Annotated in this window: 7 protein-coding genes and 2 pseudogenes; 4 read left to right on the top strand and 5 right to left on the bottom strand. The window is 61.1% G+C overall.

Features of this window, described 5'->3' with window-relative positions; all coding sequences use genetic code 11:
• Together EN984_RS13155 and EN984_RS13150 are read left to right on the top strand one after the other, a co-directional pair.
• A pseudogene (locus EN984_RS13155) lies at nucleotides 1-672 on the top strand (leucyl aminopeptidase); the annotation flags it as partial.
• A gap of 28 nt (nucleotides 673-700) precedes the next feature.
• Nucleotides 701-1,150, top strand: coding sequence for a DNA polymerase III subunit chi (locus tag EN984_RS13150; protein ID WP_023813773.1), 450 nt, complete (start codon nucleotides 701-703; stop codon nucleotides 1,148-1,150).
• A 57-nt stretch (nucleotides 1,151-1,207) separates the two neighbouring features.
• Here EN984_RS13150 and EN984_RS13145 read toward each other — a convergent pair whose 3' ends face one another.
• On the bottom strand, nucleotides 1,208-1,726 hold the full coding sequence (locus EN984_RS13145) for a DUF995 domain-containing protein (protein ID WP_127267685.1): 519 nt from the start codon (nucleotides 1,724-1,726) through the stop codon (nucleotides 1,208-1,210).
• A gap of 133 nt (nucleotides 1,727-1,859) precedes the next feature.
• Complete coding sequence (locus EN984_RS13140; RefSeq protein ID WP_127267684.1) at nucleotides 1,860-2,783, bottom strand: glycoside hydrolase family 26 protein; 924 nt, start codon at nucleotides 2,781-2,783, stop codon at nucleotides 1,860-1,862.
• 611 nt (nucleotides 2,784-3,394) lie between these two features.
• Here EN984_RS13140 and EN984_RS13135 point away from each other — a divergent pair.
• On the top strand, nucleotides 3,395-5,275 hold the full coding sequence (locus tag EN984_RS13135; protein WP_127267683.1) for a cellulose synthase catalytic subunit: 1,881 nt from the start codon (nucleotides 3,395-3,397) through the stop codon (nucleotides 5,273-5,275).
• Nucleotides 5,276-5,529: 254 nt separating this feature from the next.
• On the top strand, nucleotides 5,530-5,937 hold the full coding sequence (locus EN984_RS13130; RefSeq protein WP_127267682.1) for a hypothetical protein: 408 nt from the start codon (nucleotides 5,530-5,532) through the stop codon (nucleotides 5,935-5,937).
• A 261-nt stretch (nucleotides 5,938-6,198) separates the two neighbouring features.
• On the opposite strand, the gene EN984_RS13125 is transcribed toward EN984_RS13130, so the two are convergent.
• The 3 genes and pseudogenes from EN984_RS13125 to EN984_RS13115 all read right to left on the bottom strand — a co-directional run.
• Nucleotides 6,199-7,200: a glycosyltransferase family 2 protein gene (locus tag EN984_RS13125; protein WP_236383117.1), complete on the bottom strand. Its 1,002-nt coding sequence runs from the start codon at nucleotides 7,198-7,200 to the stop codon at nucleotides 6,199-6,201.
• Nucleotides 7,201-7,244: 44 nt separating this feature from the next.
• Complete coding sequence (locus EN984_RS13120; protein WP_127270649.1) at nucleotides 7,245-8,171, bottom strand: lysylphosphatidylglycerol synthase domain-containing protein; 927 nt, start codon at nucleotides 8,169-8,171, stop codon at nucleotides 7,245-7,247.
• 188 nt (nucleotides 8,172-8,359) lie between these two features.
• Nucleotides 8,360-8,719: pseudogene (locus tag EN984_RS13115) on the bottom strand (glycosyl transferase); the annotation flags it as partial.

Raw genomic sequence — 8,719 nt, 5'->3', positions numbered from 1 at the left:
AAGCCGGCCTCGGGCATGGAGGATATGAAGGGCGACATGGGCGGTGCCGCCGCCGTCACCGGCCTGATGCATGCGCTGGCGGCCCGCAAGGCGAAAGCCAATGTCGTCGGTATCATCGGACTGGTCGAAAATGCCGTCGACGGTCATGCCCAGCGTCCCGGTGATATCGTCACTTCGATGTCGGGCCAGACCATCGAGGTGCTCAATACCGATGCCGAGGGCCGCCTCGTGCTGGCCGATGCGTTGTGGTACTGCAACGACCGCTTCCAGCCGAAATTCATGGTCAATCTGGCGACGCTGACCGGCGCCATTATGGTGGCGCTCGGCCAACATTATGCCGGCCTGTTTTCCAACAATGACGAGCTGGCCGAAAAGTTGTCGGCGGCGGGGCAGGCGACGCAGGAACGGCTGTGGCGCATGCCGCTCGGTGCCGAATACGACAAGCTCATCGATTCCAAGAACGCCGACATGAAGAACATCGGCGGCCGTTTTGGCGGCGCCACCATTGCGGCGCAGTTTCTGCAGCGCTTCGTCAAGGATACGCCATGGGCTCATCTCGACATTGCCGGCACGGCGATGGGGGCGCCGTCGAACGAGATCAACCAGTCCTGGGGTTCCGGTTTCGGCGTCAGGCTGCTCGACCGGCTGGTGCGCGATAATTATGAGCAGTGAACGGGTTCAATCACTATAGGCTGAAGCGATGGCCGACGTCCTGTTCTACCACCTGACCGAATCGACGCTGGAGGATGCGCTGCCAGGCCTCCTGGAACGCAGCGTCGACCGTGGCTGGCGCGCCGTGGTGCAGACAGGCACGGAGGAACGCCGCGATGCGCTCGACCAGCATCTGTGGACCTTCCGCGACGATTCGTTCCTGGCGCACGCAACCGATCGTGAGGCTCATCCCGGTGAACAGCCGATTCTGTTGACCACCGGCGACGGCAATCCCAACGACGCCAAGATTAGGTTCCTGGTCGACGGTGCGGTGCCGCCTGACCTTGGCGGCTACGAGCGCGCGGTGTTCCTGTTCGATGGCCACGATGCCGCCCAACTCGAGGCGGCGCGAGGGCACTGGAAGGTGATGAAGAGCGCTGGCCACGCCGTCACCTACTGGCAACAGACGCCAGATCGCCGCTGGGAGCGCAAGGCTTAAGGCAGGTCGCCTGAACGTCAGGCGACATGCTTGACCTGTGGCGTGTCACGACAATATCTACTGCTTGGCCTTGATCCGGTTCATTTTCGTTGTGACGTAGTCGCCGTATTTCAATTTCATCGACTCGTCCGACCGGTTTCGACGCGAGCTCTTGAAAACGTACCATTCGCCATCAGGCGATTTACGCTTGTAGATAACCTTGCCCACTTGGCGATGCTCGAAGCAGGTCATCGAGCCCTTCACCCCCCAGGAGCCATGCCATTGCGCGCGGTAGCAGAGCTTGCCGCCGCCGGGAATGAACCACATGCCGTCGCCATAGCCCGACTTGCCCTTGTCGTGAGTCCAGGCATCGAACTGCCTCTGCTTGACGGCAAAGAACCCGGCGCCCTTCTTGCCCCACAGCCACGAATGGTTCTGATAAATCTGGTAGACGCCTTCGTCAGGAACGACTGTGGCTTTTTGCGCCTGCTCGGCGATCCTTGTCGCCGTCTTGGCCGTCGCAGGAACCTGAAAGGCAAGAACAAGAACGGAGCAGGCGAATGCCGCTCCGAGATAATTTCCCACTACCCGTTTCACGAAACTTCTCCACAGACTGATTTACGCCACGCCTCAACCCTCATCCCGAACCGCTGGTTCGAGATGGATCATGATCAAACAAGGAGATTGGAAATCGATCCCGATCGCGTCGAGATCGATCAGCACGATGCGTCTACGGCAGGACGTGCTGGGTCACCCTCCAGTCGGGCAGACCATAGCCACCCAGCCACGGCCACACTTCCTTCTGGTTGAAGTAGACGACCGAAGTCAGCGCCGGGAACTCCGCGTAGGATTTGCGGGAATCTTCCTGCCATTTCGAGACATAGTCCTGCTTTCCGACATAGCCGAGTTCCGCAACGACGATCGGCTTGTTGAACACTGCAACGCGGTCATAGCCGGGCTTCAGCAGCTCAGCGAAGGTACGGTCATGACCGGCCTCGTCATTGTCCTTTTTCTGCAGACCGAACACCGACAGGCCGATGACGTCGACATAGTCGTCGCCGGGGTAGTATTTTTCCAGACCCTCTTCGCCCTTGGGCGACCACATATACTTGGCGGCGGGGGCAGCCTTGCGGCAGATATCCACCTCGCGCTTGTAAGCGGAGATCCAGTCCTTGGGAGCCCAGTTGGCCCAAGTGAAGCGGCCGTTCTTGTCTTCCATTTCCTGAGCCCAGCGAATGGTCACCGGGCTCTTCATCTGTCCCACCAGGCCGCAGATTGCCTGCATGTTGGCGTCATATTTGCCGCTCAAAATGCCGTCGCGCAATTCGGGCGGGGTGATGCGCCAGTCCTTCGACCAGGTCCACGGCTCAACCGTAATCAGCAGCGAACGTCCGCGTTGCAGCGCATAGGCGTCGGCAAGCGGCAGCGTCGACAGGTCGACGTCTTCCCAAGGCAGGAACAGCTCTTCGATGCTGGCACTCTTGTCGGCGCTGAAGTCGCCGTAGGGATCATAGGATCCGAACGCCGAGGCGGCGCTGCTCGTTTGGAAGGGGTCCGTCGCGGCTACCGAGCCAGCGCCTCCTGCCGTGGGGAACGCGGCGCTTCCGCCCAATGCCAGCGCGATTGCGAGTGCTTTTACTGTGGAGTATTTCATGTCGATCTCCCATGGCCCCAACCACTTTCGGAAGTTAAGGCTTCGCCCGTGCGCATCGATGCCTGATCGACACGACTACCCAAAAACCGATCGGCTCTATTTGGCAGAATCTGCGGGATTTCGGAGCGACCCCATTGGCGGATGTGCGAACCTGGCACAGAGCCACCCAAAATTACCTCTCAAGCCCCTATACAGGGGGGCGTTCGAGAGAAAGTTCGCCGCGATACTCACAAATTCGCGTCAAAATCCCGATATATCATCCCTGGCTAATTTAAGAGCCGGTCAGGGCCAAGAGTCAAGCACAATTAACGGTTGCTTAACCTTGACGACCGCAACATGGTTAACGGCTTTGGCCGGATCCCCTCCGACTGCCTCGACCCGTCGGTGAATTTCCAGCACCGAAGAGTTTGCCGGCTCGCCGCCAGACTGACTGCTCGGTAGCGGCTATTCCTCCCCCGATACGCATTAGGTTAACCAAATCTCAAGAATCATATTCAACAAACAATTAATTTAGTTGACGCTAAGAAAGCATTAGCTAATTCTATCCTGGGATTTTGGGAGCTTCCAGCCACCTTGTCGGCGGAAGCCCAAAGTGGCGGGCGAGTAAGTGTATGAGTGCTTCCGTGCATGATGGCGTCGTCGGCCATAAGAGCCGACGGGCGCATCGATCTGAGGCGGCTCTGGCAGTCACTGCGCAGAAGGGACCCTTTCTGGTGCCCGTGCTGTCGGCCTTTCAGCAATGGATCCTGAGACTGGCGCTGGCTTTCTGGTTCTGCACACTTGGGTTTTTCTGGATCTGGTGGCTGAAGCCGGAGCATGTCGAACATCTCGGGCCATACACGTTCGCAACACTCATCCTGGTATGGCTCACGCTCATGCCGTTGTACTTTCTATTGAACGTGCATGCGTCGAAAAAACCGTCCAAGCTTCACACGATCCCGAAGCGTTCGCGGGTCGCGATGGTGGTCACCAAGGCCCCCTCCGAACCGTTTGCCGTCGTTGCGCGCACGCTCGAAGCGATGCTGGCACAGGATTACCCGCACGATACCTGGCTGGCCGACGAGGATCCCTCCGAAGAGACAGTTCGCTGGTGCGACGCTCACGGCGTGATGATTTCGACGCGGCGCGGCAGGCAAGACTATCACCGCACGACATGGCCACGCCGGACGCGCTGCAAGGAAGGCAATTTGGCGTTCTTCTACGACCACTATGGCTACGAGCGTTACGATTTCGTCGCCCAGATGGATGCGGACCATGTACCGACGCCAACCTATCTGAGGGAGATCCTGTTTCCCTTCGCCGATCCCTCGGTTGGCTATGTCTCGGCGCCGAGCATCTGCGACAACAACGCCGCCGAGAGTTGGGCGGCGCGCGGCAGGCTGTTTCCGGAAGGGATGTTTCACGGACCGCTGCAGTCCGGCCATACGGGCGGTGGAGCTCCGCTCTGCATCGGCTCGCATTATGCCGTGCGGACCAAGGCGCTGAAGCAGGCGGGCGGTCTCGGTCCTGAACTGGCGGAAGATCACTCCACCTCCATGTTGATCAACGCGGCCGGATGGCACGGCGTGCATGCGCTCGACGCCATCGCCCATGGCGATGGCCCGCAGACCTTCGCCGACCTCATCACCCAGGAATTCCAGTGGTCGCGCAGTCTGATGACGATCCTGCTCGAATATTCGCCGAGCTATCTCCCAAAGCTGTCGCCGCGGCTGAGATTCCAATTCCTCTTTTGCCAGCTCTGGTATCCGCTGTTCGCCGTCTTTGCGTTGCTGATGTACGTCATGCCGGTCTATGCGCTGTCTACCGGGCGCAACTTCGCCAATGTCATGTATCTCGACTTTTTGTTCTACTATCTGCCGAACGCGGTCGCGCTGGTTGGCCTGGTGATGCTGCTGAAGGCGTTCGGCCTCTCGCGCCCGATGACGGCCAAGACGATCAGCTGGGAAGGCACGCTGTTCCTCTTCTTCGCGCGTTGGCCTTGGGTGCTGGCCGGCACGTTGTCGTCGATCCGCGACTATCTGACCAAATCATTCGTCGATTTCCGCGTCACGCCCAAGGGCAGCGGCCCCAAGCACCTTCTGCCGGCTCGCGCCCTCACTCCCTATGTGGCGCTGGCCATCGGCGCGGCACTGCCTGTCCTGCTCGTTGAGCACCCCTTCGATGCCACCGGCTTCTACTGGTTCGCCGCCTTCAACGCCTTCCTCTACGGGCTGCTGGTTGTTGTGATTGTCGTAAGGCACGTCATCGAAAACAGGATTCCGTTGCGCGCCAATGCGGCGAAAGTCGCCTTTCAGGGGTCGCTTGCCGTGCTGGCGCTGATCGTGCCCGCCGCGGGCTTCTACGATCGCGGCATGGAAGGCGTCTACGGACTGCAGCAGGGCGCCGGTGGCCTGCGCATCGTGCGCATCGCCTATGTGGTTTCCGGCGCCGGCCAGGGCAACATCGGTGGCCGCAATTTCTACTTCGATCCAGGTTGGGAAACGCGGCGCTGAATGCTGGAGGCGTCCGCGTAGCGGGCCGGCACTCTGGACGGCTGCAGGCACGAGCCCAAAGATCAAACTTTAATTATATCCGATCGATTGCCGAAAGGCCGCGTTCATCGTGTCGTTTGCATGATCTTTAATAAGTTTCCCCTAATATACAATCCATGATGTGAGCGGCGATAGGCTGCTCGCGTGGCGCGGAAGCCAAAAAAGCAAATAGATCTCCGCGCTGCAACGAATTATATTCGTGGTAGGGGACAATGATGAACAAAGGTATGGAAAGAAGGGCAAGGATCGGCGCGAAATATGCTTGTGCATTTGCCGCCGTTGCATTGATCTCGATACTCTCAGGTTGCCAGAGCAAGGACGCGACCAAGACCAGCTCGATCGGCACAAAGTCCGTGGTGCATACGCTCGGCAAGAAGGTGCACGACGTCAAGAAGAAGCGGCTGCATCTGTTCAACCGCAAGCCGCTCACACAGACGACCATGGTGACGCGTACGAGGGAGGAGGCCTATGCGGCCTTCGTGCGGCCGCAGCGGGTCGGAAGGCCGGCGCCGGTGAAGGTCTCCTACCGTCTGGGCAATGGCGGCCCGTTCCTTGGCCGTTCGCCTTGGATTTGTGGCCCGAGCGGTTTCGGCCAGCGCGCCAGCTGCCGTTCGCGCTACTAGACCATCAGACCTAAAAGTGGCGGCGCGATTTGAATGAAGGATCCGCCGCTCTTGTATTCGCCAGGGGGCGCGAGTCGAGGGCGAGAGGTTGGCGCAGACGTTGCGCCTTGCCTCTTGCCCTCAGGCCGCCATTCCTGGGATCAATGAACCCTGCCAGTCCGCCGTCGGCCTGAAACCAAAATCCCTCCCAGCAAGCTATCGATGAAGCCACTGCCCCGGTCAACGCTGGGGACGGAGAGCCTCGATGGCGTCCCGATCACCTCATGATGGCCGGCTCGGGCGGAGCCAGCCGTCATTGTCACTGCGCGCCGGCTGTGGCCGCGCGACATAGGCCGATGCTCCATTCGCTTCGTGATAGACCCGTGCCAGCATTTCAGCCAGTACGCCCGACGTCACCATCTGCACCCCGGCGATGAGCAGGAAGAAGCCGGTGAACAGCATCGGTCGCGTTCCAATGTCTTCGGCGAAAAGCAGCTTCAGGCAAAGCAGGTAGGCAAGGATCAGCGAACCCAGAGCGCCAAGCACGATGCCGATGCCGCCGAAGAAGTGCCCGGGCCGCGTGCGATAACGCATGAAGAAGTACATGAAGACCAGATCGAGCACGACCCTGAAGGTGCGCGAAATGCCGTATTTGGATTGGCCATGGATGCGGGCGTGATGCGTCACCACTTCCTGCGCGATGCGTCTGGGGGTCGTCACCGTGGCCAGCCATGCCGGGATGAAGCGGTGCATCTCGCCATAGAGCTTGACGCTGCGGATGACGTTGCCGCGATAGACCTTGAGGCTGCAGCCATAGTCCTTGAGGCGCACCCCGGTGACGCGCGCGATCAGCGCGTTGGCGATGCGCGAGGGCAGCCTGCGCATGAAAAAACCTTCCTGGCGATCCTTGCGCCAGCCCACCACCAGGTCGAGATCCTCGCTCAACAGGCGGTAGACCATACGCGGAATGTCGTAGGGATCATTTTGCAGGTCGCCGTCGATCGTGGCGATGACGTCGCCGCGCGCTGCGTCGATACCGGCCTGCATCGCGGCGGTTTGCTTGTAGTTGCGCACCAGCTCGACCGCATGCACATGCGGGCCGTAATGCGCCGCCAGGCGCCTGATCTCGCTCACCGTCGCGTCGGTGCTGCCGTCATCGACCAGCACGACCTCCCACGGCTGGCCGTAGCGTTCCATCGCCTGGTGAATCCGCACCAGCAGCGGTTCGACGTTCTCGGCCTCGTTGTACATGGGCACGACGATGGACAGTGTATGGTCCGGCATCACCGCGCCGTCAGGCAGTCCCGAAGCAGGGATGGGCAATACGCTCATAGGGATGGCTTCCTTGCAGGGCCGACGGCCGGGTTCCCCGGCAGTGTCGATTTCGAGGGAAACAGCCAGGCGATCGCACCCGTGGCGATTGCCGAGCAGAAGATGAACAGATGCAATGCCAGCGCTGCCTGAAGGCCGCTCTTCATGGCAATGCCGGAGGTGAGCAGCGCCGCCGCTGCACCCGCTTCGTAGGTGCCGAAGCCGGCGACGCCTTGCACCGGTAGTATGGCGGCGCCTTCGGCCCCGACGACGCCTGGAAAGGCGGTCGAAAAGGATGTCCCCAGTAGCATTGCCAGCAACCATCCCTGCACAGTGAGCTTCAGCGACCAATTGGCGATCGTCCACCACCAGCCATAACGCGATCGGCCGGTCGCCTCGGTGAAGACATCGCGCAGCCTGCCGAGTTTCGCCACGATCTTGCCGCGGCCTGCCCAGTCATGCGGCGCACGCGCCCAGCGCGGCAGGTACCAGGCGGCAGCGATTACCGCGGCCACGCCCGCGATTCTTATCGCCGGATGCAGGCCCGGCCACACAGCCAGGGCCAGCACGCCGACGACGAAGGCGTCCTGCAGCCTGAACCACAGCAGCGAGGCGCTGGCACGCATGATCGGTATGCCGAAGACCTGGCGCAGGAGCAGGGGAAATGCCGTCTCGCCGCCGCGGAAGGGCACGACGTTGATCATCGCATTGTGGATCAGAATGACGCGCAGGCAGGCGCCGAAACGGCCATGCACCTCCTCGCGGAACTCGTCGCAGACGCGCAGCGCGCGCAGCACGTAGGTGACGAACAGCGCAAGCGCCACGGCCGCGAAAGCGCCGGGCGTGATGCTCGCGAAAGCATCGCCCACCATCTTCCAGCGCGAGTCGCTGGCGACCCACGCTAGTAGGGCCAGGGTCACGATTATTGAGATTGCTCTTTTCAACCAATTCTCCGCCGGTTTCCACCGCCGAGTTCAAATGGCAGCACCGCGTGGTGCCCGAGTATCCCTACCGCCATCGGGGATCGGTTCGCCTGGCCCACCGGCTTGCCGAGTTTCGGCAGGAGAACGCGACCGCCGAACCGTCGGGACAATATCCTGTCCAAGGCCCACAGCCCCAGACTGTCGCGGTTCTATGGACGGCTGATCCTATAGACCAGCAAATCGTCCGAATCCACAAGCTTGGTTGCGGTCTTGCCGAGATAGTCGATGACCCCGTCATGATGCTCGAGGAACAGCCGGTCCTGCTTGTCCGCGGCGTTCTTGGCCGTGCCGAACAGGTCCGCGCCTTGCGCGCGCAATTCCTCGAGCTGCGCGATCGCGGTGGCATCGTCCGCTACGAATTTCGACCATTCGACATCGCCGCCGCCAGGCGGGAACACCCAGCCGCGCGCTCTGCTGTAGTAGACGGCGACGGGATCGCCGACCTCGGGCGCAATGGCGACGACGAGGTCGCCCGGCTGCGCTAACCGCGCCAGTTCGTCGCCAAGCAG

Origin of the sequence: Mesorhizobium sp. M7A.F.Ca.CA.004.12.1.1 (genome assembly GCF_003997835.1) — a bacterium.
GTDB lineage: Bacteria > Pseudomonadota > Alphaproteobacteria > Rhizobiales > Rhizobiaceae > Mesorhizobium.
Note: the sequence above shows the minus strand (reverse complement) of the source record. Positions and strands in the feature narration are given on the sequence as shown.

Excerpts from the sequence above, each read along its gene's own strand:
- EN984_RS13150 (WP_023813773.1), top strand. The coding sequence starts at position 701 with ATGGCCGACGTCCTGTTCTACCACCTGACCGAATCGACGCTGGAGGAT.
- EN984_RS13140 (WP_127267684.1), bottom strand. The coding sequence starts at position 2,783 with ATGAAATACTCCACAGTAAAAGCACTCGCAATCGCGCTGGCATTGGGC.
- EN984_RS13135 (WP_127267683.1), top strand. The coding sequence starts at position 3,395 with ATGAGTGCTTCCGTGCATGATGGCGTCGTCGGCCATAAGAGCCGACGG.
- EN984_RS13130 (WP_127267682.1), top strand. The coding sequence starts at position 5,530 with ATGAACAAAGGTATGGAAAGAAGGGCAAGGATCGGCGCGAAATATGCT.
- EN984_RS13125 (WP_236383117.1), bottom strand. The coding sequence starts at position 7,200 with ATGCCGGACCATACACTGTCCATCGTCGTGCCCATGTACAACGAGGCC.